Source organism: Microbacterium tumbae (assembly GCF_054780175.1).
On the sequence record NZ_BAAGWV010000001.1, the window covers coordinates 1099777 to 1124724 of the forward strand.

26 protein-coding genes are annotated in these 24948 nt (G+C 69.6%); 15 read left to right on the plus strand and 11 right to left on the minus strand.

Annotation, left to right across the window (positions count from 1 at the left end; translation table 11 throughout):
• Positions 1 to 159 precede the first annotated feature (159 nt).
• The 3 genes from ACYVGQ_RS05095 to ACYVGQ_RS05105 form a co-directional block, all read right to left on the minus strand.
• On the minus strand, positions 160 to 636 hold the full coding sequence (locus tag ACYVGQ_RS05095; protein WP_460783460.1) for a MarR family winged helix-turn-helix transcriptional regulator: 477 nt from the start codon (positions 634 to 636) through the stop codon (positions 160 to 162).
• Positions 633 to 1289, minus strand: a complete 657-nt coding sequence (locus ACYVGQ_RS05100) for a GTP cyclohydrolase II (RefSeq protein ID WP_460783461.1) — start codon at positions 1287 to 1289, stop codon at positions 633 to 635. The genes ACYVGQ_RS05095 and ACYVGQ_RS05100 overlap by 4 nt, the downstream gene beginning before the upstream one ends.
• 138 nt (positions 1290 to 1427) lie before the next feature.
• Positions 1428 to 2336 carry a DMT family transporter gene (locus ACYVGQ_RS05105; protein WP_460783462.1) on the minus strand — a complete coding sequence of 303 codons (909 nt, stop codon included), beginning with the start codon at positions 2334 to 2336 and terminating at the stop codon, positions 1428 to 1430.
• A gap of 182 nt (positions 2337 to 2518) precedes the next feature.
• Here ACYVGQ_RS05105 and ACYVGQ_RS05110 point away from each other — a divergent pair, with 182 nt between their 5' ends.
• Both ACYVGQ_RS05110 and ACYVGQ_RS05115 read left to right on the plus strand, forming a co-directional pair.
• Positions 2519 to 3844, plus strand: coding sequence for a DivIVA domain-containing protein (locus ACYVGQ_RS05110; RefSeq protein WP_460783463.1), 1326 nt, complete (start codon positions 2519 to 2521; stop codon positions 3842 to 3844).
• A gap of 532 nt (positions 3845 to 4376) precedes the next feature.
• Positions 4377 to 5213 (plus strand): sulfurtransferase, encoded by an 837-nt coding sequence (locus ACYVGQ_RS05115; protein WP_460783464.1) that lies wholly within the window; start codon positions 4377 to 4379, stop codon positions 5211 to 5213.
• A 326-nt stretch (positions 5214 to 5539) separates the two neighbouring features.
• On the opposite strand, the gene ACYVGQ_RS05120 is transcribed toward ACYVGQ_RS05115, so the two are convergent.
• Together ACYVGQ_RS05120 and ACYVGQ_RS05125 are read right to left on the minus strand one after the other, a co-directional pair.
• Positions 5540 to 6451: a hypothetical protein gene (locus ACYVGQ_RS05120; protein ID WP_460783465.1), complete on the minus strand. Its 912-nt coding sequence runs from the start codon at positions 6449 to 6451 to the stop codon at positions 5540 to 5542.
• Positions 6452 to 6691: 240 nt separating this feature from the next.
• Entirely contained in the window at positions 6692 to 7603 is a 912-nt protein-coding gene (locus tag ACYVGQ_RS05125) for a hypothetical protein (RefSeq protein ID WP_460783466.1), read from the minus strand.
• Positions 7604 to 7880: 277 nt separating this feature from the next.
• Between ACYVGQ_RS05125 and ACYVGQ_RS05130 the strand changes: the two genes are divergently transcribed.
• The 3 genes from ACYVGQ_RS05130 to ACYVGQ_RS05140 are packed head-to-tail and all read left to right on the plus strand — an operon-like array spanning position 7881 to position 10370.
• Positions 7881 to 8513 carry an acyl-CoA synthetase gene (locus ACYVGQ_RS05130; RefSeq protein WP_460783467.1) on the plus strand — a complete coding sequence of 211 codons (633 nt, stop codon included), beginning with the start codon at positions 7881 to 7883 and terminating at the stop codon, positions 8511 to 8513.
• Positions 8510 to 8881: a hypothetical protein gene (locus ACYVGQ_RS05135; RefSeq protein WP_460783468.1), complete on the plus strand. Its 372-nt coding sequence runs from the start codon at positions 8510 to 8512 to the stop codon at positions 8879 to 8881. The genes ACYVGQ_RS05130 and ACYVGQ_RS05135 overlap by 4 nt, the downstream gene beginning before the upstream one ends.
• Before the next feature lie 43 nt (positions 8882 to 8924).
• Positions 8925 to 10370 carry an MFS transporter gene (locus ACYVGQ_RS05140; RefSeq protein ID WP_460783469.1) on the plus strand — a complete coding sequence of 482 codons (1446 nt, stop codon included), beginning with the start codon at positions 8925 to 8927 and terminating at the stop codon, positions 10368 to 10370.
• A 174-nt stretch (positions 10371 to 10544) separates the two neighbouring features.
• Here ACYVGQ_RS05140 and purB read toward each other — a convergent pair whose 3' ends face one another.
• Both purB and ACYVGQ_RS05150 read right to left on the minus strand, forming a co-directional pair.
• The gene (gene purB, locus ACYVGQ_RS05145; protein WP_460783925.1) at positions 10545 to 11927 is read right to left on the minus strand and encodes an adenylosuccinate lyase; all 1383 of its coding nucleotides are present in this window, start codon (positions 11925 to 11927) and stop codon (positions 10545 to 10547) included.
• A 14-nt stretch (positions 11928 to 11941) separates the two neighbouring features.
• Positions 11942 to 12466 carry a low molecular weight protein-tyrosine-phosphatase gene (locus ACYVGQ_RS05150; protein WP_460783470.1) on the minus strand — a complete coding sequence of 175 codons (525 nt, stop codon included), beginning with the start codon at positions 12464 to 12466 and terminating at the stop codon, positions 11942 to 11944.
• Positions 12467 to 12607: 141 nt separating this feature from the next.
• On the opposite strand from ACYVGQ_RS05150, the gene ACYVGQ_RS05155 reads away from it, so the two are divergent.
• From ACYVGQ_RS05155 to ACYVGQ_RS05165, 3 genes are all read left to right on the plus strand, one after another.
• Entirely contained in the window at positions 12608 to 12868 is a 261-nt protein-coding gene (locus tag ACYVGQ_RS05155) for a hypothetical protein (RefSeq protein ID WP_460783471.1), read from the plus strand.
• Entirely contained in the window at positions 12861 to 14168 is a 1308-nt protein-coding gene (locus ACYVGQ_RS05160) for a hypothetical protein (RefSeq protein WP_460783472.1), read from the plus strand. The genes ACYVGQ_RS05155 and ACYVGQ_RS05160 overlap by 8 nt, the downstream gene beginning before the upstream one ends.
• A 72-nt stretch (positions 14169 to 14240) precedes the next feature.
• Positions 14241 to 14717, plus strand: coding sequence for a hypothetical protein (locus ACYVGQ_RS05165; protein ID WP_460783473.1), 477 nt, complete (start codon positions 14241 to 14243; stop codon positions 14715 to 14717).
• A gap of 8 nt (positions 14718 to 14725) precedes the next feature.
• Here the strand turns inward: ACYVGQ_RS05165 and ACYVGQ_RS05170 are convergent, their stop codons facing one another.
• Positions 14726 to 15127 (minus strand): phage holin family protein, encoded by a 402-nt coding sequence (locus ACYVGQ_RS05170; RefSeq protein ID WP_460783474.1) that lies wholly within the window; start codon positions 15125 to 15127, stop codon positions 14726 to 14728.
• A 153-nt stretch (positions 15128 to 15280) separates the two neighbouring features.
• Here ACYVGQ_RS05170 and ACYVGQ_RS05175 point away from each other — a divergent pair, with 153 nt between their 5' ends.
• From ACYVGQ_RS05175 to ACYVGQ_RS05205, 7 genes are read left to right on the plus strand one after another with little or no spacing between them, the layout of a single operon-like run.
• Positions 15281 to 18211 (plus strand): Na+/H+ antiporter subunit A, encoded by a 2931-nt coding sequence (locus ACYVGQ_RS05175; RefSeq protein ID WP_460783475.1) that lies wholly within the window; start codon positions 15281 to 15283, stop codon positions 18209 to 18211.
• An 11-nt stretch (positions 18212 to 18222) separates the two neighbouring features.
• Positions 18223 to 18957, plus strand: coding sequence for a Na(+)/H(+) antiporter subunit C (locus ACYVGQ_RS05180; RefSeq protein WP_460783476.1), 735 nt, complete (start codon positions 18223 to 18225; stop codon positions 18955 to 18957).
• Complete coding sequence (locus ACYVGQ_RS05185) at positions 18954 to 20507, plus strand: Na+/H+ antiporter subunit D (protein ID WP_460783477.1); 1554 nt, start codon at positions 18954 to 18956, stop codon at positions 20505 to 20507. Before ACYVGQ_RS05180 ends, ACYVGQ_RS05185 begins: the two co-directional genes overlap by 4 nt.
• On the plus strand, positions 20504 to 21076 hold the full coding sequence (locus ACYVGQ_RS05190; protein ID WP_460783478.1) for a Na+/H+ antiporter subunit E: 573 nt from the start codon (positions 20504 to 20506) through the stop codon (positions 21074 to 21076). The genes ACYVGQ_RS05185 and ACYVGQ_RS05190 overlap by 4 nt, the downstream gene beginning before the upstream one ends.
• Positions 21073 to 21342: a monovalent cation/H+ antiporter complex subunit F gene (locus ACYVGQ_RS05195; RefSeq protein ID WP_460783479.1), complete on the plus strand. Its 270-nt coding sequence runs from the start codon at positions 21073 to 21075 to the stop codon at positions 21340 to 21342. The genes ACYVGQ_RS05190 and ACYVGQ_RS05195 overlap by 4 nt, the downstream gene beginning before the upstream one ends.
• Positions 21339 to 21728: a monovalent cation/H(+) antiporter subunit G gene (gene mnhG / locus ACYVGQ_RS05200; RefSeq protein ID WP_460783480.1), complete on the plus strand. Its 390-nt coding sequence runs from the start codon at positions 21339 to 21341 to the stop codon at positions 21726 to 21728. The genes ACYVGQ_RS05195 and mnhG overlap by 4 nt, the downstream gene beginning before the upstream one ends.
• Before the next feature lie 15 nt (positions 21729 to 21743).
• Positions 21744 to 22559, plus strand: coding sequence for a DUF2510 domain-containing protein (locus tag ACYVGQ_RS05205; protein ID WP_460783481.1), 816 nt, complete (start codon positions 21744 to 21746; stop codon positions 22557 to 22559).
• Between the two features lie 19 nt (positions 22560 to 22578).
• On the opposite strand, the gene ACYVGQ_RS05210 is transcribed toward ACYVGQ_RS05205, so the two are convergent.
• Genes ACYVGQ_RS05210 through ACYVGQ_RS05220 form a run of 3 tightly spaced genes read right to left on the minus strand, consistent with a single transcriptional unit; the run spans position 22579 to position 24886 of the window.
• Complete coding sequence (locus ACYVGQ_RS05210; RefSeq protein WP_460783482.1) at positions 22579 to 23340, minus strand: alpha/beta fold hydrolase; 762 nt, start codon at positions 23338 to 23340, stop codon at positions 22579 to 22581.
• A gap of 45 nt (positions 23341 to 23385) precedes the next feature.
• Positions 23386 to 24660 (minus strand): HipA domain-containing protein, encoded by a 1275-nt coding sequence (locus ACYVGQ_RS05215; protein ID WP_460783483.1) that lies wholly within the window; start codon positions 24658 to 24660, stop codon positions 23386 to 23388.
• Positions 24653 to 24886: a helix-turn-helix domain-containing protein gene (locus ACYVGQ_RS05220; protein ID WP_460783484.1), complete on the minus strand. Its 234-nt coding sequence runs from the start codon at positions 24884 to 24886 to the stop codon at positions 24653 to 24655. Before ACYVGQ_RS05220 ends, ACYVGQ_RS05215 begins: the two co-directional genes overlap by 8 nt.
• Positions 24887 to 24948 lie beyond the last annotated feature (62 nt).

A 24948-nucleotide genomic window follows, 5' to 3' on the forward strand; every position in this document is an offset into this window, starting at 1 on the left:
TTTCGTCGTGGGACGAGCCTAGACCGCGGTGTCCCCCGTCCATCCCCGTAATCCCGGGCCAATCGGCCGCCATTGGAACATGCTGCGGCTCGAATCGCGCATATGGCCGCATCCTGCCCGCGGATGCGACCATATGCGCGATTCGAAGCGTCAGCGTGCCTACAGAGCCGCCGTCACCCCGGGGAGCAGCTTCGTCATGATCGCGCCGAGCTGCGCGCGCTCCTCCGCGCTCAGCGGATCGAGCACCAGCTCACGGATCTGCGCCACGTGCACGGGAGCGGCCGAGCGCAGCAGTTCGCGCCCGGCAGGGGTGAGGGTCGCACTGAGCGTGCGCTTGTCCGGGCCGCAGGACGAGCGCTTCACCCATCCGCGCTCCTCGAGCGAATCGAGGGCATGGCTGAGGCGCGATCTGCTGAGGCCCGCGATACGGGCGAGCTCGGTCATGGTGACCTGCTCCTCATCCTGGCCCGCGAGCATGATGAGGATCGCGTAGCGGGCGTGGTTCATCCCGACCTGCTCGCGCAGCGCGCGGTCCAGCACCTGCGGCAGCAGCTGGGTGAAACGGATCACGGGCAGCCAGGCGGCCATCTCCTCGTCGTCGAGCCGCCGCGGATGCCGCTCGTCGACGGACATCATGCCGCCGAGAGGTCGAGGGTGTGCGCGGTGTGGTCGCGCTTCGCCGCCAGGTAGCGCGCGTTCGCGTCGGACAGGTGCACGCCGGTCCGTACGCGTTCCGCGACGGCGATCCCGAGTTTCTCCAGCTGCACGGCCTTGTCGGGGTTGTTGCTGAGCAGGCGGATGCGCTCGACGCCGGCCGCCTTCAGCATCTGCGCGGCCGCCGTGTAGTCGCGCTCGTCCTCGCCGTGGCCGAGGGCGACGTTTGCCTCGTAGGTGTCGAGACCGGCATCCTGCAGCGCGTAGGCGTCGAGCTTGGCGTAGAGGCCGATGCCGCGACCCTCCTGTCGCAGGTAGAGGAGGAAGCCGCCCTCGGCGGAGATCCGCTCGGCCGCCTCGCGCAGCTGAGGGCCGCAGTCGCACCGCTCCGATCCGAACACGTCGCCGGTCAGGCACTCGCTGTGCGGACGCACCAGCGGCGCATCGCCCCCTGCGGCTGAGCGTTCGAGCGCGCCCTGCCAGTTCCCGAGGCCGAGCAGCAGGTGCTCCTTGCCGTCGGCCAGCCCGTCGAAGGTGAAGACGTCCGCCGTGGTGGCGTAGCCGTCCGAGAAGCGCATCGGCACGCGCACATGCGTGCGTTCGGTGGCGTCGGCGACGGTTGAACTTTCAATCATGTTGAGGTCCAACGTGCGCGGCGCCGGGCTATTCCCGGCATCTCGATGTGTCGTACTCCTGCATCCTCAAACGGGCTGACGAGTCAGTCGGCGGAATCCAGGGGCGCGACCCACGCGATGCCGGCGGATCGCAGGAGTTCAGCCCGCCTCGGGCTCCGGGCGTGGTCTGCCTCTGCGCCGGACGAGACGCAGCTCGCTGGCGAGGATGCCGACGACCACCAGGACTCCGCCCAGGAGCGCGGTGACGGGGAGGCGCTCGCCGGCGATGCGTCCGACCACGCCCGCCCACACCGGCTCGCCCGCGTAGATGATGGTGGCGCGGGTCGGCGACACCGACTTCTGCGCCCAGTTCATCGTGAGCTGGATGAGGCAGCTGGCCGCACCCAGTCCGAGGGCCGCCCCCAGCCATACCCAGGAGAACACGGGAAAGGACTCTCCGGCGACGGGCATCGTCAGCAGCGACAGGATGCCGGCGGACAGCAGCTGGATCACCGTGATGCGTCCGAGGTCGATCCTCCCGGCGAAGACGCTGACGAGGATGATCTCGCCGGCGATGGGGAGGGTGCTCAGCATCGTGACGATCTCGCCGGGACCGAGGGACAGCGCGAAGGCGTCGGGGCCGGCGATGAGGAGGAGCCCGGCGAAGGCGAGGCCGGCGCCGACGAACGCCATCGTCTGCGGGCGCTTGCGGAACACCGCCCACTGCAGCAGGGGGACCAGCGGCACGTACATCGCCGTGATGAACGCCGAGGTCGACGAGTCGACGGTCTGAAGGCCGAGCGTCTGCAGACCGTAGCCGAGGTGGATCATGAGGCCGATGGCCGCCCCTGCGCCGATGTCGATCCAGCGGATGCCGCGCAGCATCCTCCGGAAGATCACCGCGCTGATGATCCCCGCGGCGAGGAAGCGCAGCCCGACGAAGAACCACGGACCGGAGTGCTCCATCGCCCAGTGCACGACGAGGAAGGTGCATCCCCAGACCGCGGTGACGGCGATGAGGGCGAGTTCCTCGCGACCCAGGGGGATCCAGCGGAGACGAGAGGGCATCACGGCCCTTTCTCGACACTGCCTGGTCGATCATACTGCCGGGGTGAGGGCCGGATGATCTTCGGGACGACCTGTTCCCGTTCATAGCCGCACGGTTTAGGCTGAGGGGCGAGTTCCGCGCCGCCCTCCCCCTCTTCTGCGTACCGTCTGCACGGTCGCAACGCGTCAGAAAGGCTCACGCCATGAGCGACTCCCCGAACAGCGAATCCGACTTCTTCGACCAGCTGGTGCAGGGAGGGGGCGCCGCGCGCGAGCAGACGTCGTTCACGCAGGCGTTCCGCGGCTACGACAAGGGCGAGGTGGATGCGGCGATCGCCACGCTCCGCGCCCAGCTGCAGCGCGCCGAGACGGACGTCCAGCTGGCGCGCAACGGCGCCAGCGGCGAGGCGGACGCCGTGCGTGCGGAGGCGGACGCCGCCAGGGCTGGGGACCAGGAGCGCATCGCTGCTCTGGAGGAGCAGCTCGCCGCGGCGCACGCGCAGGTCGCCGAGTCGGAGCAGCAGGTCGCGACGCTGACCAGCGAGCTCGTCGACACGCCGAAGAAGGACGGTGACGACGAGGGATCCCGTCTGCAGTTCGAGGCGGTGCTGCGCGTGGCCGAGGAGCAGGCCAGCGTGCTCATCCAGAACGCCGCGATCCAGGCCGATCGTCTGCTGGAGGCCGCCCGCGAGGAGGCCGAGGCGAAGCGCGCCGAGCTCGAGGCGGACGTCGCGCGCATCACCGCTCAGGCCGAGCAGGACGCCGACCAGGTGCGTCTGCGCATCGACACGGAGTACACCGCGCACGAGGCGCGCATCGCCCGCGAGGCGGCGCACGCCGGCGAGAAGGTCACCCAGGCCGAGCAGGAGGCGGCGGCCGTCCGCACCGAGGCGGAGAAGGGCTCAGCGGCATTGCGGGCGATGGTCACGCGCGAGACGCAGCAGCAGCGTGCGGATGCCGAGCGCGAGGTGCGCGAGATGAACACCCGCGTCCTGGAGTTCGAGGAGAGCCTGACACGTCGGCAGAACGATGCGCAGCAGGAGTTCCTGACGTTGCACAATCAGGCGGTCGCCCATGCCGAGCGCATCACGGGCGATGCGAACGAGCAGGTCTCCGCAGCCCTGGAGCACGCCCAGCGCATCTCCGCGAAGGCGGACGACTACGAGCGTCTCATGCGTTCGCAGGCGCAGTCGATCGAGGCGGATGCGCAGATGCGCTCGCGCGAGACGCTGGAGCGCGCCCGCATCAAGGCGCAGAAGATCGTCGACACCGTGATCGGGCACACCACCGAGGTGCTCCGCGACGCGGAGGACCGCACGCGGCAGCTGCGCTGGCAGCAGCAGCAGCTCAACAGCTTCATGGCGGAGGTGCGCGAGCTGATCCGCCCCGACGGCGTGCTCGGAACGGATGCCGCGAAGGAGAGCGGTCTCGACATCGAGGACCTCGACTTCGATGCCGAGGAAGAGGCCGAGAAGGACGACGTCCTTGCTGCGGCCGACGAGAAGCTCGAGCCCGCGAACGAGGACTGACCCCCGTCGCGCGGAGCCGGTTTCTCCTTCGTCCGTCGGGTGAGGCCGGCGCAGCCGGTTTCCCCTTCGTTCGTCGGGCGGAGCCGGTTTCTCCTTCGCCCGTTGAGCGAGGCCGGCGGAGCCGGTTTCCCCTTCGTTCGTTGAGCGAGGCCGGCGCAGCCGCCCGAGTCGAAACGGGGTTCGTCGTAGGCCCCGTTTCGACTCGTTCGCGCTGTGCGCGTGCTCGCTCAACGAGCGGGGCGGGGTGGGGCGGTTGCGCTGCGGAGCTGGTTTCTCCTCCGTTCGTAGGGTGGTGAGGCCGGCGGAGCCGTCTTCTCCGTTCCGTTCGTTGAGCGAGGCCGGCGGAGCCGGTTTCCCCTTCGTTCGTTGAGCGAGGCCGGCGCAGCCGCCCGAGTCGAAACGGGGTTCGTCATAGGCCCCGTTTCGACTCGTTCGCGCTGTGCGCGTGCTCGCTCAACGAGCGGGGGTAGGGCACGCATGCTCGCTCAACGAACGGGGTGGGGGCGGTTGCGCCGCGGAATACGCTGGATCCATGTCCCACCTCGTGAGCGCCGCCGAGCTGTCCGAACTGATCTCCGCTGAGCCGCGGCTTCGTGTCCTCGACGTCCGTTGGCGTCTCGATCGCCCAGACGGGCGTCCCGAATACGACGCTGGCCACATCCCCGGCGCCGTCTTCGTCGATCTCGAGACGGAGCTGTCGCGCCACGGGCGTCCTGATGGAGGCCGGCATCCGTTGCCCGATACGGCGACCGTGCAGGCCGCCGCCCGCCGGTGGGGTCTGAACGACGGCGATGTCGTGGTGGCCTACGACGATGCCGGCGGCCTCCCTGCCGCGCGGGCATGGTGGCTGCTGCGCCAAGGCGGTGTGGACATCCGTGTCCTGGACGGCGGATGGCCGGCGTGGCGATCGTCCGGCGGCGCGGTCGAGACAGCGGACGTGATCCCCGAGCCCGGTGGGGTCGTGCTGTCGGATGTGAGCGACGACAGTCTGAGCATCGATGAGGCGGCGGCCTTCCCGGCATCCGGAGTTCTGCTCGATGTCCGTGCTCCCGAGCGCTACCGGGGCGAGGTCGAGCCCTATGACCCGATCGCCGGCCACATCCCCGGGGCGATCAACCTGCCGACAGGCGTGCACGTCGGCCAGGACGGCATCCTGCGCGGCATCGACGAGATCCGCGAGCGGCTCGCGCGGTCCGGCGTCGACGAGGGGACGCCGGTCGCCGCCTACTGCGGTTCGGGGATCACCGCCGCGCACACCGCCCTGGTGCTGGCCGAGGCGGGGATCGAGGCGAAGCTGTTCCACGGCTCGTGGAGCCAGTGGTCGAACACGCCCGGTCGTCCCGTCGTCACGGGTCCCGATCCGCGCTGATCCCGCGCTGCCAGAATCCTTCCCGCGCTGCCAGAATCCTTCCCGCGCTGCCAGAATCCTTCCCGCGCTGCCAGAATCCTTCCCGCGCTGCTGCTCTGGGTCCGCGTTACGGAAATCCCCGCAGCGCGAGTTCGGAATGACAGCGCGCCCCGGGAAACGGCAGCGCGCCCCGGGAAACGGCAGCGTGCCGCGAGGAATGACAGCGTTCCACGGGAAACGGCAGCGCAGAGCGAGGGCGGCGGCATGAGAGACGGTGGCGCAGAGCGGGGAACGGCAGCGCACTGTAGGGAACAGCAGCGCACTGTAGGAAACGGCAGCGCGACGGCTCACTCCCGCTCGCCGTACCCCCAGCGCAGCGCCAGCAGGCCCGGTCCGAACCGGCGTCGCACCTGGTGCACGCTCGTCCCGGCGTCCAGCGCGAGCGGGGTGGACGTCGTCCGCTCCGGGGTATCGATCATCTCGTCCATCCAGTCCGGGACGGCATCGGGATGGAACTGCGTCCACAGCAGCAGCTCACGGCACTGCCGGGCGATGCCGTGACCGGTCTCCTTCGTCGGCGGATAGTCGGGCGTGACCTCCATCCGCCACTCCAGCACCGTGGTCTGGGCCGTGTCGATGGGCTGCTCCAGTTCGAAGCTGAAACCGTGGACCTGCCCGGAATCGTGCGAGTAGAGCTGGGTGACGCGACCGCCGCCCAGGGCGACGAAGACCGGCGGCGGTGTGCGGACGCCGGGGGTGATCTCGACATAGGGGACATGGGTGATCAACCCCGACATCGACTGGAGGAGCGTGCGCGTCGTCCGGGAGATCACGTTGCCGTCCGGCCCCACGAGGGTGACGGCGTGCGTGGTCACGTCGCGTGCGCGGTCGGGGTTCGGCTCGCCGAGCGCGGTGAACACCTCCGTGACCGCCTGCTCCAGATCGCGTTCCCTCAGGGGGAAGGACGGGGTTCCGAACGGTCCCACGCGCAGGCTCCGGCCGACCAGGCCGGTGAGCGCTCCCGGTGCGAGGTCGAGGAGCCGTTCCATATCCTCGACGGCCGCCATCGACTGGGCGCCCTCGGGCCGGCGCGCCCCGGCGCGCCAGTAGCTCAGCGTCGCCATCGACACCGGGTTGCCATTGCTGCGGAGCCGGGCGTTGAGCCAGGCGAGGGTCACGCCTCGCGCGGTGATCGCCTCTCGCAGGGCGACGGCGAATGCGGCGTCCGAACTTGTCTCGGAGACATTTTCCTGTGCCATCACATCACTCCCCCAGGTATGTGAAGAAGGCTCGCCTACATTGAGGATACGACCACGCGGTTCGTCTCGGGGGCCCGTGACGAAATGGCGCGGTCACTCGGTCGATGCGGCATGGGCAGGAGCCCGATCTCGTTCCGCTCGCTCGACCTGGCGCAGTGACGCCCCCGCGCTGCGCAAGCGTGGAGTCCGGTGGCCTGACTGGGGATGGCCATCGGACTCCGACGCCTCCCGGCCGGGCGGTCAGTCGCGCGCGCCGTATCCCCAGCGCACCCCGAGCACGCCCGGCCCGAATCTCGGACGGATCACATGCACGGAGGAGCTCCCGTCGAGCTCTCGCGGCGTCACGGTCGTCCCCGCAGGGGTCTCCTCGAACTCCTCGAACCAGTCGGGCAGCGCGGACGGATGGAATCGCACCCAGATCAGCTGGTCGCGTCCGGAGCGGAACAGTCCATGAGTCTGCTCGCGGATGCGCGGGTACTCGGGCGGGAACTCGACGTCGAACTCGATGACGGCCGTCCGCGCCGCGGTCAGCGCATGGTCCAGCTCGAACACCACGCCGTGCACCTCCCGGAGCGGATGCGCGTAGCTGCGGGTCGTGCGCGCCCCTGACACGTTCCGGATCACGGGAGGGACCGGAGATCCGCCCGGCTCCACCTCGAGGAAGGGCAGTTCGGTGAGCGAGCCCGAGACCGCCTGCAGCACGCTGCGGATGGAGCGGGTGGCGAGGAACCCGTCCTCCCCCACGTCGACGACCATGTGGCTGCTCAGCTCGCGCAGATTCTCCGGCATCGCGGCGCCGAGCTCGATGAGCGACTCCGAGATGGCGCGCTCCAGGCGCTCCTCCTCGTAGAGCACCTGCGCGGCAGGGAGCACGCCGACCCGCTGAGTGGGCCCGATCAGGGCGGCCAGCGAATCCGCCTCCAGGCCCAGCAGCTCCTCGATGTCGTGCACGGCGGCGAGGGACTGCGGTCCCTCGGGTCGGCGCTTCCCCGAGCGCCAGTAGCTGAGGGTCGCCATGGCCACCGTGTTCCCGTGCTCGCGCAGGCGGGACCGCAGCCAGGCTAGGGTCACGCCGCGATCGGCGATGGCGCTCCGCAGAGCGGCGGCGAATCTGCTCGCCTCGGTGTCGTCGGCATCGTGCTCCCCGGTCATCACAGAGCCCCCGTGGTATGTGAACAGTGGATGGTTACATTTGAACACGGGCGCGGACACCTCGGGCGCACGAGGCCCGCCCCATCGGATCCTGAGGGAAGAGCTCTCCCGGACGCGGTCCGGATCGGTGCAGCGAAGCCCCCGCGCTGCACCGTCGTGGATTCCGGTGGCCCGTCTGGGGAGAGGGCCACCGGAATCCCGTGCGCCCGGCGCTGCTCATCGGCTCGCGTCCCCGCGCGTAGACTGGGAAGACCATCGCCAGGACCGAGGATCAGTCATGCCTGCCCCCGCTCGCACCGTCACGGTGCGTCACATCCAGCTGCTTCGCGCGTTGTTCGCCGCCGTCGCCGCGCTCATGATCACCTTCTCCTCGGACCATTCCGCCGCCGTCGGCCTCTCCGTGTTCAGCGGCTTCGCGATCGCGACCGCCCTCGTGCTCGCCCTCGGCGCCTGGCTGGCCGTGCCGAAGGGACGTCGCTGGTCTTACGTCCTGCTCGCGATCCTCTCCGCGCTGGCCGGGATGATCGCCGGCATCCCCGCGCTGCGCACCGACGACCTCTTCTTCGCCGTCGTCGTCAGCTGGGCGGTCGTGACGGGCGTCACGGAGATCCTCGCCGGCATCCGCGGCCGTCGCATCGGCGACGCGCTCGCCCGCGATGCGATCCTCATCGGCTCGATCGGCATCCTGCTGGGCGTCCTCCTGCTGCTGATCCCGTCCGGCTTCGAGACGACGTACATGATCGAGGGCGCCGGCGAGTTCGTGCTCAGCGGCATCATCCTGGGCGTCGGGATGCTGGGCGGCTACGCCGCGATCGTCGCCGTCTTCCTCGGCATCGCCGGGTTCACCCCGACTCGGGTGACGCCCCCGCAGCCCGCGGATGCCGAATCCGTCCAGGGAGGCGCGGCATGACCGACGACAAGCCGACACGACGCGAGCTGCTCCGGCCCCTGCACCTGCTCGGCATCGCCGCCGTCTGCGGCGTGTTCGCCGCGATCGTCACGCTGGTCTCCACCGGCGCCTTCACCAGCCGGGTGAACATCGCCATCGCGGCCGGAGACTACGAGGGACTCACCCCGATCGCGCTCGCGCTGGTCGTCGGCGGCGGCGCGTTCATCGCCACCCTCCTGATCCTGTCGATGCTGATCCTCGCGGTCGACCCCGCGCAGTACCAGCAGGAGGAGCTCGATCGTCCCGTCCTCTACGACGAGGAGGACGCGGCGGCCGAGGACCAGGGCGATGCGGCGAGTGGGGCGCCGGCATCCGACGACGACCGGTGACCGCTCCGGGAATACCGGCCGTCCCGCACGACTTGTCCCTGTCGTGACCGCCTCCGTCGAACGCGCCTCCGTCGGCCTGAGATCGGAGCGCGGACCGGTCCTCGGCGCGCTGATGCTCGCCACAGGGCTCATCGCCATCGATGCGACGATCCTCGCGACCGCGGTTCCCAGCATCGTGCGCGACCTCGGCAGCTACCAGCAGTTCCCGTGGCTGTTCTCCGTGTACCTGCTCGCCCAGGCGGTGAGCGTGCCGATCTACTCGCGCTTCGCCGACACGGTGGGGCGTAAGCCGATCATCCTGCTCGGGATCGGGCTCTTCCTGATCGGCTCTGTGCTCTGCGGGTTCGCGGGGAGCATGACGACGCTCATCGTGTTCCGCATCGTGCAGGGCCTCGGCGCCGGTGCCGTAGCCCCCATGTCGATGACGATCGTCGGAGACATCTACACGGTCGCGGAGCGCGCGAAGGTGCAGGGGTACATCGCGAGCGTCTGGGCGATCTCCTCGGTCGTCGGCCCGGCGCTCGGCGGGATCTTCGCCCAGCTCGACGCCTGGCGCTGGATCTTCTGGGTGAACGTCCCGCTCTGCCTCGTCGCGGGCTGGATGCTGCTGCGTCGGTACCACGAGGAGAAGCAGACCCGGCGACACCGCGTCGACTACACCGGTGCCGTGCTGCTCACGCTCGGGCTCACCGGCCTCATCCTCGGGATGCTGGAAGGCGGCAACGCCTGGGCATGGCTCTCCCTGCCGAGCGCGCTCTGCTTCGGCGTCGGCGCTCTCTCGCTCGTGGTCTTCGCGCTCGTGGAGCGTCGCGCCGCCGAGCCGATCGTCGATCTGCGGTTGGCGGCTCGTCCTCTCATCCTCACGACGACACTGGTCTCGCTGGGCGTCGGAGCGCTGATGATCGGCGTCACGAGCTTCGCGCCGGCGTACCTGGAGGGATCCATCGGCATCGCTCCGCTGCTATCGGGTCTGGCCGTCGCCGCGCTCACGCTGGGATGGCCCCTGTCCGCGGCCAATGCCGGGCGGCTGTTCCTCCGGATCGGCTTCCGCCGAACCGCCCTGATCGGAATGGGCATCACGAGCGTCGCAGCCATCGCGCTCGCCGCCGTGGCGCCCTGGCCCGACCCCTACGCCGTCGCCGGGATCGCCTTCGTCCTCGGCTTCGGACTGGGCTGGACCGCTTCGCCGACGCTCATCGCCGCTCAGTCGTCGGTCGGCTGGGGGGAGCGCGGCGCCGTCACCGGGATGAACGCGTTCGCCCGTTCCGCGGGCAGCGCGGTCGGCGTCGCGGTGTTCGGGGCGATATCGAACTCGGTCATCGCCCGCGGCGGAGGTCCGCAGGACCCGCCGACGATCGTCTCGGCGTCCTTCTGGGTGTTCGTCGGCGCCGCCGCCGTCGCGGTGCTCACCCTCTTCGCGGCGTTCTTCATGCCGAGGGACGCCGGCGCCGCGCACTCCGGCCTGGGGCCGGTCGACCCCGCGGCTTGACCGGGGCCCGGTATCCCGGCCAGGCGTCGCGAAACCCCTCCTCGCCGCCGGCGGCCCATCCGAATCGCGTCCGCGGGGAGAGGGCTCGGCGACCGGACGGGTCTCGTCGGCGGAGCGGCGCGGGGACGCATACCGTCGCAGGGCAGGCTCCGATGTCGACCGGGGGGACGCCGGCTACCGCGCGAGCCGCTCCGCGATGCCGATGTAGGTCGCCGGCGTCAGCGCGAGGAGGCGCTGCTTCGCGGCATCCCCGATCTCCAGCCCCTCGACGAAGGATGCCAGCTCCGCCGCCCCCACGCGGTGTCCTCGGGTGAGCTCCTTGAGCAGTGCGTAGGGATCCGTGATCGTGGAACGACCGGCGGTGACCTCGCCGCGGATGACCGTCTGGATCGCCTCCGCGAGCACCTCCCAGTTGCCGTCGAGGTCCGCGAGCAGCGCATCGCGACGCAGTGAGATCGCGTTCAGCCCGCGGCGCAGGTTGTCCAGGGCCAGCAGCGAGTGCCCGAAGGCGACGCCGATGTTGCGCTGGGTGGTGGAGTCCGTGAGGTCGCGCTGCAGGCGGGAGGTGACGAGCGTCTGCGAGAGCGTGGCGAGCAGCCCGCCGGCGATCTCGAGGTTCGCCTCGGCGTTCTCGAAGCGGATCGGGTTGATCTTGTGCGGCATCGTCGACGATCCGGTGGCGCCCGCGACGGGGATCTGCGCGAAGTAGCCCAGGGAGATGTACGTCCAGACGTCGGTGGCGAGGTTGTGCAGGATGCCGCCGGCGTGACGGACGCGGTCGTACAGCTCGACCTGCCAGTCGTGCGACTCGATCTGGGTCGTCAGAGGGTTGAAGTCGATGCCCAGCGACTCGATGAACGAGCGGGAGATCTCCGGCCAGTCCGCGTCGGGATCCGCCGAGAGGTGCGCCGACCAGGTGCCGGTGGCGCCGGAGAACTTCGCCAGGAACTCGGATGCCTCGATCTGCGCCGCGACGCGCTCCAGCCGTGCAGCGAAGACCGCGAGCTCCTTGCCCATCGTCGACGGCGTGGCCGGCTGGCCGTGCGTGCGGGACAGCATCGCGGCGTCCGCGTGCTCGACCGCCAGCTCGCGCAGCTTCGCGATCACCTGCTGCAGCGCAGGCAGCCACACGCCGAGCACGGCGCGCTTGACGGTGAGGGCGTAGGAGGCGGAGTTGATGTCCTCGCTCGTGCACGCGAAGTGCGTGAGCTCGGCGATGGCGTCCAGCCCCAGGGACGAGAGCCGGTCGCGCACCAGGTACTCGATCGCCTTCACATCGTGCTGGGTGACGGCCTCCTTCTCGGCGAGCCAGTCGATCTCGGCCTGTCCGAAGTCGCGGTACAGGGCGCGCAGCCGCTCCCTGTCGGCATCCGCGAGCGGCGTGGTCCCGAAGAGGGAGCGGTCGGTGAGGGCGATCAGCCACTCGACCTCGACCTCGACGCGGGCGCGGTTCAGCCCCGCCTCGGAGAGGTAGTCGGAGAGCCCGGCGACGGCTGCGCGGTAGCGGCCGTCGAGCGGGCTGAGCGGCTGCGCGGGAAGGGGGGCGTGCGAAGTCAGGGGAGTCCTCCTGCTCAGGGCCCCTCGTGTACGGGGCGTCGTGCGGGCTGTCGCAGAGCGGGTTCGAGCTGGCGGAACAGGCCTCTGGTCGACGTCTCGATCATACCGAGCACGGCATCGAACATCTCGGGCCCGGCGTAGTAGGGGTCCGGCACGTCCATGACCTCGGCGGAGGGATCGAACGAGAGCAGCAGCGTGATCTTGCCCTCCTCGTCCTCGTCGTGCGCCCATTCGCGCAGGTTCCGCTCATGCGTGCGATCGAGGGCGACGACCAGGTCGTTGTCGCGGAAGGATGCCGCGGTGAACTGCCTGGCCCGATGCTGCGAGCCGTCGTAGCCGCGACGCTGGAGCGCGGCGAGCGTGCGGTGGTCCGCCCGCTCGCCGAGGTGCCAGTCGCCGGTTCCTGCGCTTCGGGAGACGATCCGGTGCCCGAGACCCTGCCGTTCGGCGAGGTCGCGAAGCACCGCTTCGGCCATCGGGGAACGGCAGATGTTGCCGGTGCAGACGAAGATGACGCGGAAGGGATCCGGGTCGGTCATCCCCCCATTCTGCCTGCTGGATCCGTGGAGCGGCAGTCCCCGGCCCTGCACAGCATGTGAGGAACGCGAGTTCTCCCCACCCTCGCGGATCGCTCACCTCGCCGGCCGGTCCGCGCCGCGCGCTCCCGGCATCCTTGACGCATGCACTCCATCGACAGCGCCCAGGCCTTCACCGCACCCCAGGACTTCTGCTGGTACGGCGCGTACAGGTCGGTGCTCGACGCGATCGGAGCTCTCGAAGAGGCAGGCACGGCGCTGCTCTCGCTGAGCGCGGACACCGGATGGCACGCGGACGGCATGCGATCCCTGAAGGAGGCCGTCGACGCCATCGGCGTCTGCTGCGGCACGGAGGCGACGGGCCTGCGCAGCCGGCTGTGGGAGCTGGAGGCCGCACGTGAGTGACGACGAAGACCTCACGATCATGCACGGCGGCGTGATCGAGGTGGACACCGACACGGTGCGCGACGTCGCGACGAGGCTGGCCGCGATCGCCGAGCAGGTGCAGACGGCCGCGGACGCCGCGTACCAGGCGCACCGCTGGATCACCGCGACGGCCGGTCTCTCGGCCAGGGTCGACACGGTGGCGCTGTGGGCGAGCGGCTCCTCCTTGGTCGCTCTCCGCTCCCGTGTCGACGACGTGGCGACCGGCACCCGGCTGATGGCCGATGCCTATGAGCTCGTCGAGCTCCGGGCGGAACGCGATGCGCTGGCCCTCACCGATCCGGCGGCCGCCGATGCGATGCAGGCCGAGATCGACGATCTGGAGGCGACGGACGACCGCCTCGCGACGATGGCCGACTACCTCGTCGCGAAGTGGGAGCTGCGTCGCTTCGAGGGTCTGGACAGCCAGTTCGAGCTCCTGGAGCTGACCGGGCTCGCTCCGGGGGCGATCATCGCGGCGGTCGCGATGGTGTCGACATCTCGGATGCACGGGCTGGTGCCGCCCGGCTTCGTGCCGGCGGGCGCGGCGGATCCCGTGTCCGTGCGACCCGTGCGGACCTCGTCGCCGATCGCCCCGCCGGCGTCGCTCGCGGACGCCTTCCGCCGCTTTCCCGAGACCGACGGCGCGCAGGTCAAGGTCGAGAAGTACACCTTCTCGAACGGGTCGACCAGATACGTGCTGTACGCGAAGGGCACGCAGTCCGGTCTCGCCGGCGGCGAGGAGCCCTGGGACATGCGATCCAACGCCCAGATGTACGTCGGCATGGACGCAGCCTCCTACCGGGCCGTCGTGGAGGCTCTGCACCAGGCGGGTGCGGGTCCGGGGGACGTCGTCGACGTGTACACGCACTCCCAGGCGGGCATGATCGGATCGTTCCTGGCGACGCAGGGCGAGTTCGACGTCCCGCTGATGGTCACCGCCGGCAGTCCGGTAGAGCCGGCCCTGGACGAGGATCAGCTGCTCATCCAGCTGCGCCACAGCGACGATCTGGTCAACGCCCTCGCCGGAGGAGGGTCGCAGCAGGGAACCGGAGCACCCGAGAGCTTCGTCGCGCAGCGCGAAGGCGACCCGCAGGCGCAGTGGAGGGATCTCCTCCTCGAGCCGCATATGATCGAGAGCTACATCGAGACGGCCGAGCTGGTCGACGACTCCGCGGACCCGCGGCTGGAGGCCTACCGGGAGCGGCTCGCAGAGCTGGCGGACGCCGAGGTGATCGAGTCCACCGAGTACGAGGCCGATCGCACCGGATGGGCAGAATGACCCATCGTCGGATGATCCGTCGAGCGTCTAGCCTGTCAGGGCTCGTGTCGCACGGCGAAGAAGGGGGACGACATGATCATCTGGCGAGGGTGGGGCATCCTGGCGATCGTCTACGCGCTGGTGGCGATGATCCTGTTCGCGGGGCTGGCCTCGACGGTGCTTCCGGAGGGGGCGCTGCCGTTCTCGATCGCCATCGGCCTGATCATCGCGGCGGCCGCGACCTGGTTCACCGGCGATGCGATGAACCGGACGAGGCCGCAGGGGAAGGTCGACGCCTGGGCGCGCAGCCGCCGGGAGCAGCTCGACGCGCTCGTGGCGAGCGGACGGTTCAGCCTCGGCCCCGGTCAGCCGCAGCCCGGCTCCCTTGCGGAGGCCCAGCAGATGGCCGACGCGCTGTTCGAGCACGAGAAGGGGCAGACGAGACGGGCCCTGAACGTGCACACCGTCTTCTGGATCCCGATGCAGTACCTCGCCTTCGTCTGGGCGGGCATCGCCATCGTCGTGCTCGTGCTCGGAGCGGTGTCGTCGCTGTCCGGCTCCCTGCGCTGACGCGGACGTCAGTCCCGGCGCGACTTCTTCTGCGGTCGCAGGATGAAGCCGAAGACGCCGTTGATGATCGAGATGAGGATCGCGGCGAGCACTCCCCACCAGAAGTCGCCGACGGTCAGGCCCCATCCGAAGCCGGAGGTGATCCAGGCGGTCAGCCACAGCAGGAAGCCGTTGATGACGAAACCGATCAGCCCGAAGGTGAGGATGTACAGGGGGAAAGCCACGATCTTCACGACGGTTCCGACGATCGTGTTCACCAGGGCGAAGATCGCCCCGATCGCCAGCAGCGTGAGCGTCAGCTGAAGGGGTTCGCCCGGCGTGAAGGCGGTGATGACGATCTGCAGGGCGGGGATCAACGACACCACCCACAGGGCGAAGGCGTTGACGACGACTCGGATGACGAAACGCATGGTGCCAACAGTCTCGCACGCGCGGCCGCATGCCGACAGGGCGTCGTTCCGGCCCAGCGATCCCGGATGAACCGCCCCGATGCCCGAAGCGCCCCGGTAGACTGAAGTGACCCGCCTGAGCCGAGAGGCCCGACGAGCCCTGAGGAGCCGCCTATGCTGACACTCCTCGTCGTCTTCCTCCTCGCCTCCCTCCTCCTCCCCGCGCTCGTGCGCTGGCTGGGCGCCCAGGCCTTCGCCATCGCGGCCCTCGTCCCGGCCGCGGCCTTCGTCCACGCGCTCGTCCTCACCCCGCAGGTCCTCGGTCCCGCATCGGCACCGTTCGAGTCGATCGAGTGGATCCCTCAGCTGGGCCTGAATCTGTCGATGCACATGGACGTGCTCGGCTGGGTCCTCACGCTGATCGTCACCGGCGTCGGCTCGCTCGTGCTGCTGTACTGCCGCTGGTACTTCCACGACGACGCCACCGGCCTCGGACAGTTCGCCGGCGTCCTGCTCGGCTTCGCCGGTGCGATGTACGGTCTCGTCCTCACCGACGACCTCGTGATGCTCGTGATGTTCTGGGAGGTCACGAGCATCCTGTCCTACCTGCTGATCGGGCACTACCGACGCCGCGCCGCCAGCCGCCGCGCCGCGCTGCAGGCGCTGCTGGTGACGACCCTCGGAGGGCTCGTCATGCTCGTCGGCGTCGTGCTGCTCGTGGTGGATGCCGGGACCACGAGCATCAGCGCGATGCTGGCCGATCCGCCCGCCGGGCCCTTCGTGAACGCGGCGATCGTCATGCTGCTCATCGGCGCGCTCAGCAAGTCGGCCATCTTCCCCTTCCACTTCTGGCTGCCCGGTGCGATGGCGGCTCCGACGCCGGTGAGCGCGTACCTGCACGCGGCTGCCATGGTGAAGGCGGGCATCTACCTCATCGCCCGGTTCGCGCCGATCTTCGCCTTCAGCGAGCCGTGGCGCCCGCTCGTCATCTCGCTCGGCGTCTTCACCATGCTGCTGGGCGGTGTCCAGGCGCTGCGGGAGACCGACCTCAAGCGCATCCTCGCCTTCGGCACCGTCAGCCAGCTCGGCTTCTTCACGGTGGTGGTCGGCTACGGCACGCAGGCCTCGGCGCTCGCGGGGCTCGCGCTCGTCATCGCGCACGCGCTGTTCAAGTCGGCGCTGTTCCTCATCGTCGGCATCATCGACCGCCAGCTCTCCACGCGCGACATCACCGAGCTCTCCGGCGTCGGTCGCCAGGCGCCCGTGATGGCGACCACCGCCTTCATCGCCGTCGCATCGATGGCGGGCGTGGCTCCGACGATCGGCTTCGTCGCCAAGGAATCCGCGCTCACCGCCCTGCTCGACGACGCGCTCGCCGGGTCCGTCTGGGGCTGGGTCGCGATCATCGGCGTCGCGCTGGGGGCGACGCTCACCGCCGCCTACGGCGTCCGGTTCCTGTGGGGCGCATTCTGGACCAAGCGGGACGAGCAGGGCGGGCGGATGCCGGAGACGCACTGGCCCGATCCCCCGGTGGGGTTCCTCTCGGCCCCGATCGTCCTCGCGGGCGCCACGATCGCCGCGGGCATCGGCGCCCCGGCTGTGGACGTGGCCCTGCACGGCTACGCCGTCACCGCCGAGCCCGGTCGTGAGACGGAGGGGCCGGGCCACCTCGCCCTGTGGCACGGCCTGGAGCCCGCCCTCGGCATCTCCCTCCTGTCGATCCTCCTCGGCATCGGGCTCTTCCTCCTGACCCGCCGCTCCGGGTGGGACCGGAAGCCGCGCGTGCTGCCGTTCACCGCATCCGACGCGTACTACCTCGTCACGCGCAGCATCGACCGTCTCTCGGTCGTGACCACCTCTCTCACCCAGCGCGGATCGCTCCCCGTGTACGTCGGCACGATCTTCATCGTCGTCGTGGTGGCGGAGATCACCGCGCTGCTGGCGAGCGACGCCCAGCAGCTCAGCCTGTCGCCGTGGCACACCCCGACCCAGATCGTCGTGGCGCCCATCATGGCGGCGGCCGCGGTCTTCGCCGTGCGGGCGCGCAAGCGCTATACGGGTGTCGTGCTCGTCTCGGTGACCGGTCTCGGCATGGTCGCGCTCTTCGCCACCAGCGGGGCGCCGGACCTCGCTCTCACGCAGATCCTCGTCGAGACGGTCACGATGGTGACCTTCGCCCTGGTCCTGCGCCGCCTTCCGGCGCGGATGGGCGAGCACAACGCCTCGGTCGGCCGTCTGCCTCGCGCCGTCCTCGGCGTCGCCGTCGGGGCGACCATGGCGCTGGTCGCGATCATCGCCACCCAGTCGCGCGTCGCGGATCCGATCTCCGTGCTGTTCCCCGATCTCGCCTATGAGCTCGGGCACGGCAAGAACGTCGTCAACGTCGCCCTCGTCGACCTGCGCGGCTGGGACACCATGGGCGAGCTGTCGGTGCTGGTGCTCGCCGCGACCGGCGTCGCCTCCCTCGTGTTCGTCACGCATCGCGCGGACCTGCTCGCCGCGACCAAGAGCGTGCCGCGCTCCGCGCGTCGCAAGGCACGGCACAATCCGCTCGTCGAGACCAACGAGGGCGTGCGGTTCCAGACCGCGGAGAACCGCAGCGCCCCTCGGGCGTGGCTCGTCGGCGGGCAGAAGATGAAGCCCGAGAACCGCTCGATCCTGCTCGAGGTGATCGTGCGCATCCTGTTCCACACCATCATCGTGGTGTCGATCTACCTGCTGTTCGCCGGGCACAACGGCCCGGGCGGGGGCTTCGCCGGCGGCCTCGTCGCAGGCATGGCGCTCGTCATGCGCTACATCGCGGGCGGACGCTGGGAGCTCGGCGCGGCCGCGCCGACGGATGCCGGGCGCCTCCTCGGCGCGGGACTCATCATCGCGGTCGGCACGGCCGTCGTCCCCCTCTTCTTCGGGCTCTCGCCGTTGACCAGCTCGTTCTGGGAGTGGGAGGTCCCGCTCATCGGGCACATGGAGTTCGTCACCTCGACGATCTTCGACGTCGGCGTCTACCTCGTCGTCATCGGACTGGTCCTCGACGTGCTGCGCAGCCTCGGCGCCGAGGTGGATCGGCAGGCCCAGGACATGCGCGCCAGGGGGGTGAACATCTGATGGACGTCTCGATGACCCTGATCGTCATCATGGCCGTGCTGTTCGCCTGCGGCGTCTACGCGATGCTCGAGCGCAGCCTCACCAGGGTGCTCATCGGCTTCCTGCTGCTGGGGAACGCCACCAACCTGCTGCTGCTGATCGTCATGGGGGTCCCGGGCTCCGCCCCGTTCTTCGGCACCGAGGGAACGATGAGCGACCCGCTCCCGCAGGCCCTCACGCTCACCGCGATCGTCATCACCTTCGCGGTCTCGGCGTTCCTCCTCGCGCTCATCTACCGCTCCTGGCAGCTCGGCCAGGCCGACACGGTCGAGGACGACGAGGCCGACATCGCCCTGCGCGAGCGCACGGACGCCGACGAGGACGTCATGGACGACGAGGGAGATGCGGAGGACGACGAGGCGACCACGGACTTCGTCGGCGTGCAGACCGCGCCCATCACGGTGCTGCACATGCGCGATCATCCCGCGATCCAGGACGACGCGCCGATGGACATGGCGTACGGCACGTCCGCTCCGCGTTCGGGCGGTCCTGACACGCCCGGTCCCGTGAGCGCGGAGGACGTTTCGACTCGGTCGGCTTCGCCGTCCTCGCTCAACGAGCGGGGAGAGTCGAGCGACCCCTCCTCCTCCCGTTCGTTGAGCGAGCTCTCCTCCTCCCGTTCGTTGAGCGAGCGCAGCGAGTCGAAACGCGATCCCCGTGCAGAGGACCTCTCGAAGCAGGACGACGAGAAGGAGGACCGCCCGTGAGCGCACTCGTCCCCCTTCTCGTCGCCCTGCCGCTGCTGGGCGCGGCGATCACTCTCGTCTTCGGGCGGAGCCCGCGCCTGCAGATCTTCGTCTCGGTCGCGACGCTCGCCGTCGTCGCAGTGATCGCCGCGGTCCTGCTCGTCGTCGTGGATGCCGGGACGCCCCTCGCCGTCTCGGTCGGCGGGTGGCCCGTGCCGTTCGGCATCGTGCTCTACGTCGACCGCCTGGCCGCGCTCCTGGTGCTCATCTCGAGCATCGTGCTGCTCGCGGTCCTGCTGTTCTCGATCGGCCAGGGTGCCGCGGACGGCACGGACGAGACGCCGATCTCGATCTTCAACCCCTCGTACCTGATCCTCGCCGCCGGCATCTTCAACGCCTTCATCGCCGGGGATCTGTTCAACCTCTACGTCGGGTTCGAGATCCTCCTCGTTGCCTCGTATGTGCTCATCACGCTCGGCAGCACGGAGTCCCGGATCCGCACGGGCGCGGTCTACATCGTCGTCTCGCTGGTCTCCTCCATCCTGTTCCTCGCCGCGATCGCGATGATCTACGGAGCGCTCGGCACCGTCAACATGGCGCAGATCGCGGAGCGGATGACCGAGCTCCCGCAGGAGACCCAGCTCGTGCTGCATCTGCTCCTGGTCGTGGCGTTCGGCATCAAAGCGGCCATCTTCCCCGTGTCCTTCTGGCTGCCGGACTCGTATCCGACGGCCCCCGCCCCGGTGACGGCGGTGTTCGCCGGCCTGCTGACGAAGGTCGGCGTCTACGCGCTGATCCGCACGGAGACCCAGCTGTTCGCCGAGAACAGCATCGACATGCTGCTGCTGATCGTCGCGCTGGCCACGATGGTGGTGGGCGTCCTCGGCGCCGTGGCGCAGGCCGAGCTGAAGAGGATCCTGTCGTTCACCCTCGTCAGCCATGTCGGCTACATGATCTTCGGCCTCGCGATCGCGACGCCCGCCGCGATCGGCGCCACGGTGTACTACATCGTGCACCACATCGTCGTGCAGACGACTCTGTTCCTCGCGGTGGGCCTCATCGAGCGGAGGGCCGGCAGCACGAGCATCCTGAGGGTCAAGGGGCTCCTGAAGGCCGCCCCCGTGCTCGCGGTGCTCTACTTCGTGCCGGCGATCAACCTCGGAGGCCTGCCGCCGTTCTCCGGCTTCATCGGCAAGTTCGCGCTGTTCGAGGCGGCGGCGTCCGTGGGCACGCCGATCATGATCGTGCTGATCATCGGCGGCATCGTCACCTCGCTTCTCACCCTGTACGCGCTCATGCGCGCGTGGAACCTCGCGTTCTGGCGCGAGGAGGAGGACTCCACCGAGACCGAGGGCCGCATCTCCTATCTCGGCAACGCCCCTGCGGCCGACGAGCAGCAGGAGCGCCGTCGCATCCCGAGGATCATGACCCTCGCCACGGGGGGCATGGTCGGGGTGACGCTGCTGCTGACGGTCTTCGCCGGCCCGCTGTACGCACTGTGCGACCGCATCGGTGAGGCCCTCCTGCAGCCGGTCAGCCTCGTGCAGCTCGAAGAGGAGGTCGGACCGTGAGCCCCGACTCGCCCCGCGGCCTCCTGCAGGCGTTCCTCTCCCAGCTGCCGTTCCTGGCGTGGCTCGTCGTGCTGTGGATGCTCCTGTGGGGACAGTTCACGGTGCTGGCCTTCGTCACCGGTCTCGTCGTGGCGATCTTCGTCACCCGGGTGTTCCGGCTTCCGACGATCGAGCTCAGCGGGAGGATCAACCTCTGGTACGGCGCGCTGTTCCTCGTCCAGTTCCTCTTCGCCGTGCTGCGCGGCGCCCTGAGCGTGGCGATCCAGGTGTTCGACTTCCGCCGCCAGCCGGGCGCGGCGATCATGGCGGTGCCGCTCAGGTACGCGGACGACCTCATGATGACGCACGTGTCGGTGACGAGCTCGCTGATCCCCGGGTCGCTCATCGTCGAGGCGGATCGGGACCGCGGCATCCTGTACCTGCACGTGATCGGCGTGCACACCGCGGCGGATGTCGAGAGACAGCGGCAGGGCGTGCTGCGCTGGGAGCGCAGACTCGTGCGCGCGCTCGGCAGTCCCGCACAGTACCGCGCCCTCAAGGAAGACCGGCGAGCGGGGGGTCCGCGATGAACGTCCTGCTGCTCATCATCATGATCGTCTTCGGCGTGGCCGCGATCCTCACCCTCATCCGGATCGTCCTCGGTCCGTCGATCCTGGACCGCGCGGTCGCCTCCGACGTCCTTCTCACCGAGGTGATGTGCGTGCTCGGCGCCGAGATGGCGATCGACGGCCACACCCGCACCATCCCCGTCCTGCTCATCATCGCCGCGATCGGCGTCTTCGGATCGATCGCCGTCGCCCGCTACGTCGCGAGAAGGGACAACACGACCTCATGAACATGCTCGGTCTCACCATCCCGGATGCCGTCATCGACGTCGCGGTGCTCGTGCTGATCCTCCTCGGGGCGCTGCTGTGCCTGTCGGCCGCCGTCGGTCTGCTGCACTTCCGTGATGTGCCCTCACGTCTGCACGCGGCCACCAAGCCGCAGGTGCTCGGCCTGCTGCTCATCTGCATCGCCATCGCCCTGTCCCAGCGATCGGTCGGCGGCATCCTGGTCGGCGCTCTGCTCGTGGCCCCGATCGTCCTCATGCAGTTCGCGACCGCGCCGCTGTCGGCGCACATGGTCGGGCGGCAGGCGTACCGCAACGGCTCGGCCGATCAGCGCAACCTCGTCGTGGACGACCTCGCCGAGTCGAAGCAGACCCCGCCGGGCGCGGGCTGAGAGGAGGACCGGAGGATGTCCGCACCTCAGGGGTGGTACGACGCCGGCGTACCGGGACGGCAGCGCTGGTGGGACGGCGCGCAGTGGACGGCGCACGAGCGGGATGCCTTCCCCGCCGCCCCGCCGATGGGCTGGTATCCGGTCCCCGGTGCGTCCGATGTGCGCTGGTGGGACGGCGCCGTCTGGACGCCGTATCGCATCCGCGACGGCAGGCCGAAGCCGGACTTCCTCGCGATCGAGCCCCCGAACGTCGGAGTCGTCCTCGGCATCCTGTTCCTCGGGATCGGCGTGCTCCAGCTGTTCAGCGCGATGCTGTCGCGCAGTGCGGGGCTGTTCGTCGCACCCGTGCTGTTCTTCCTCGCCGGCGCCCTCTGGATCGCCGGATCGATCCACTCGAGCGGTCTGCGGAAGCTGCCTCGTCCGGCGTCGGCACCGGTCATGGACCCGTCCGCGCGCCCGCTGCCCGGCGAGGTCGAGGGGCCCGATGCCGGCTGGTATCCGATGACGCGGCAGGTCACCCGATGGTGGACGGGCGCCCGCTGGAGCTGGTACATCCGCATGAGGTTCGGTCCGCGTCCTGGGCATGCGGGACCGCGGGGCTACCTCGTCTCGATGATCATGGGCTGGTTCCTGGCGGCGGTCGCGGCGATCGGCCTCGTCTCGGGGATCCTCGGCGTCGTGATGGCCCCGGATCCCGTGGCAGGATTCCTGAGCGTGATCGGGTTCGTCTTCGCGGTGCTCTTCGGAGCGCTCGCGGCGTTCGTGCTCCTGCTGACGCGCTCGCGGCGGAACGCGATGCTCCTGCCGAAGACGCCTCCGCCGCTGCGCTGATCGTCGTCGTCGGGTGGGGTCACAGCCGCTCGGCGAACTCCTGGATGAGACGAGCGGCGGGCGTCGAGTCGCTGATCAGCGTTCCGTGCCCGTGGTCGGGGATGACCTCGAGGACGGCGCCGGGGATGGCGTCGATGATCTGGCGGCACCAGGTCGTCGGGGCGAGCGGATCGCTCTCCCCGCGCAGCACGAGGACGGGGCCGTCCATCCGCGCGTAGGCCTTCTCGGGCTCGTGCACGATCGTCGCCCGCATCTTGCGCAGCAGGTGCGGTCCTCCGCGCAGGTACTCGCGCGCGCCGCGCCAGAGCACGGTCGGCCGTTCGCCCGCGAGGTCGCGCAGCAGGTACGTCGCCTGCGCCCGGATGCTCCGGGATGCGCTGTCGACGGTCGGGCCTGCGAGCACGACGCCGGCGACGAGGGAGGGATGCCGGGCGGCGACCTCCGCGGCGATCTGGCTGCCCATGGAGTGGCCGATGAGCACGACGCCGGTCTCGCCGACGCTCCGGAGGTGCGCCGCGACGAGGTCGGCATGGCGTTCCATCGTGAGGGTGCGCTCCGGCTCCGGCGCCTCGCCGAATCCGGGGAGGTCGTAGGCGATCACCGTCCCGGTCAGCTCGCGCACGAGGTCGAGATAGACGCTGCGTCCCATCCCGATGCCGTGCAGGAGCACGAAGGTGAGAGGCCCCTGCCCGAACGTCTCGGCGATCAGGGTCGCGCCGCCGTGCTCGAACTCGACGACGGATGCGGACTCGCCCTCCGGGGCGAGCAGGCGGTTCGGCATCCCTCCACGGTAGCCGAGTGCCGTCCAGCTCCTGTACCGCCGCGGTCAGCCGAGAAGACGGACGGGCGAGAATCGTGCGAGGTTTCGCTCCGCCGTTTCGGCGAAGTCCGGCCGTCCTGCCTCAGCTGCCGCGGCCGTCAGCGCCGCGGGTGCCTTGGCGAAGATGTCCTCGACGATGTTGTCCGCTTCGGCTCGCGTGAGTCCGATCCGAGCGCCCTCGCGAGCAAGGTTCTCCGGGTTGATCCGTTCGAAGGCCCGCTCATCGCCGACCCACATCGACGGACGGAGACGGCGGGTGTCGGCGTCGGCTTGATAGAAGAACGCCGCGGAGATCAGATCGTAGAGCGGAGCCAGCGAGACGCGGTCATGGTCCAGCATCACGCTGTAGTTCTTCGCGTGGGCGTCGGTTCCGAGTATCGCGATATTGAAAGCGAACCCTTGGAAGAAGGCCTTCGCGACCGCATGCTGATCGCCGGCGCCGATCCTCTGCCGGATGAGCTCGCCGACCTTTCGGATGCCCGGGCCGCCCTGATCCTGATACTTCTTCTCGGGCGGCACGGACAGCGCCTGGGTGAGATCCTCTTGATGGAGGCGGCGAATGGCGCCGTCCTCGCCGGTACGACGGTCGTACCTCTCCGCGACGAGCGCGGACAGGGAACCGTCCGGTGACCGCCATGATTCGGTCGACGCGACGTTCAAGCCTATGCGACGGGCGGCTTCCAGCGTGATGGCTTCGGCCTGGTCCATATCGGGCAGCGGCTGGTCGGAGCTGGCCGGCTTCAGGATGTGCGTCGTCGCCGTCGAGCGATCGGGATCCAGCCATCGTCCGTCCAGCGTGCGGGTGAGAGCGATCTTCGCTTGGGCGCCGGGCAGACTGAAACGGAAGTCGATGTTCTGCGTGGAGCGCCCGTCACGGTAGATCTCGATCGCCACCTGCAACAGTCTCGTGATCTCGTTGTCGTCGACCTCGCGACCCGAGGGCGGGGCCGCCTTGTCGTCCGGATCAGATCCCGGCGGCAGTAGTTGGAGGGCGCCAGGGACATCGCGTCCGACGCCGGTCAGCATGCCGAACAGCGATGAGGGCGTCGTGCGATACTCACGGGCGATGGCTTGCAGGGCGCCGGGACTGTCCGGCAGCAGCCCGGCAAGATAGGGACGGGCTGCACGCTGCCGGTGCTCGGGCAGGCTTCTCGGCATGGACAAGGAGATGGGGGTGCGGGTCGAGGCTCCTTCGTCGTATCGGAAGGTGATCGCACCTGCGGCACTCTGCTGGAAGGTTCCGACCGAGATGCCGTCGAGATAGGCGCGCAATTCAGGCATCGGAGCGCTCATCCCGGGCTTGGAGGACCACGTCGATGTCGAGTGCTCCGCAGGCGGCGAGGTAGAGGCCGAAATCGAACCTGCTCTTGCCGTTCTCGACTTCGTTCAACCACTCCCTCGACACGGCGGCGCGTCGAGCGACGGCTGCCTGGGTCAGTCCGCGCCGCAGTCGGACCGCCCGCAATGCGGCACCGGCCTCTGCCATGGTGTGCAACGTCGTGGTCATCATTCACCCTTCAGATGTGGACGATCTCCCTCACCTGTGAATATAGACGATCGTCCACAATC